At 67.7% G+C, this 1,330-nt stretch carries 1 protein-coding gene; it reads right to left on the minus strand.

The features are described from left to right. Positions 1–40: 40 nt before the first annotated feature. The gene (locus tag NU1_RS39850) at positions 41–1,081 is read right to left on the minus strand and encodes an IS110 family RNA-guided transposase (protein WP_067529729.1); all 1,041 of its coding nucleotides are present in this window, start codon (positions 1,079–1,081) and stop codon (positions 41–43) included. Between the last annotated feature and the right edge of the window lie 249 nt (positions 1,082–1,330).

Raw genomic sequence — 1,330 nt, forward strand, 5'->3', positions numbered from 1 at the left:
CGATGCTCCTATAGATGTCAAGGGGCTGTTACCGCAGCGTTTAGCTGGTTGGGTTGGTAAGTGCGTGGTAGACCTCTCGGGCGACGAATCGTTTGAGGCAGCGCATTGTTTCCTTCTTCGACAGTCCTTGTGCGGTACGGCGTTCGATGTAGGCGCGGGTGCGTTGGTCGTAGCGCATGCGGACCAACACGATGGTGTGCAGGGCGTTGTTGGCGGCGCGGTCGCCGCCGCGGTTGAGGCGGTGTCGGTGGGTGCGTCCGGAGGAGGCGGGGATGGGTGCGACGCCGGCCAAGTGGGCGAACGCGGCTTCTGAGCGCATTCGGTGCGGGTTGTCGCCCGCGCTGGTCACCAGTTGCCCGGCGGTGTCGGGACCGACTCCGAACAACCCGAGCAGTGTGGGAGCCGCCTGCTGGACCAGGGGGGCGATCTGGGTGTCGAGCTCGGCGATCTCGGTGTCGAGGCTGTGATGGCGGCGGGCCAGTCGGCGCAAGGCGGCCCTGGTCGCGGTCAGCGGGTCCGACAGGTCGGGGCCGGGTCGCGACGCGGCCAGGGTGGCGATCAGCGCGGCCCGGTCCAGGCCGGTGACCTTCTCGCGCAGTGTCGCGGGCGCTGAGACCAGCAGGCCCCGGATCTGGTTGATTGCCTGGGTGCGGGCCTTGACGGCGCTGCGTCGTGCGGTCCGCAGCACTCGCACCGATTCGACGACGCCGTCACGGCTTTTCGGGACACCGGTGGCTCGTCCCGAGAGCACGGCCACCGCGGCGGCGTAGGCGTCGATCGGGTCGGACTTGCCTTGTCTGCGTCGGGTTTTGCGGTCGGGCCGGTCGACATCGAGGACCGTGATTCCCGCGGTGATGAGTACCCGGGCCAGCTCGGCGCCGTAGGCGCCTGTCCCCTCGACTCCGACCGCGGTGAGTGTTCCGTGGGAGCGCATCCACTCCAGCAGGGCACGGTAGCCGGTCGTGGTGGCGGGGAATTCCCGATCGGCCAGGTGTCTGCCCAGCGAGTCGACCACCGCACCATGGTGAGTCGTGGCATGGGTATCGACTCCGCCGATGATTTCCGTCGCGTCATGGGTCATGCTTGTCGTGTCCGTCCTTGCCGATGTCGTGTCCAATGGGGCGGCACGCGCCGGTCGGGCGGGTGGACAAGACTGTGGCGGGGCTTCTGAACCAAGCTCCTATGAGGTCACAAACACCCGTTCGGCCGCGTGCGCGGTGACGCCCGCACGAGCCGACAAATCGAGGCCAGGACAGTCGACGACGTCGGTCATTCCGTGGGTCAGACTCGCCCGCGGCGTCACCACGATCATCATCACAGTCATTCCGGC

Source organism: Nocardia uniformis NBRC 13702 (assembly GCF_001613345.1).
Taxonomy (GTDB): domain Bacteria; phylum Actinomycetota; class Actinomycetes; order Mycobacteriales; family Mycobacteriaceae; genus Nocardia; species Nocardia uniformis.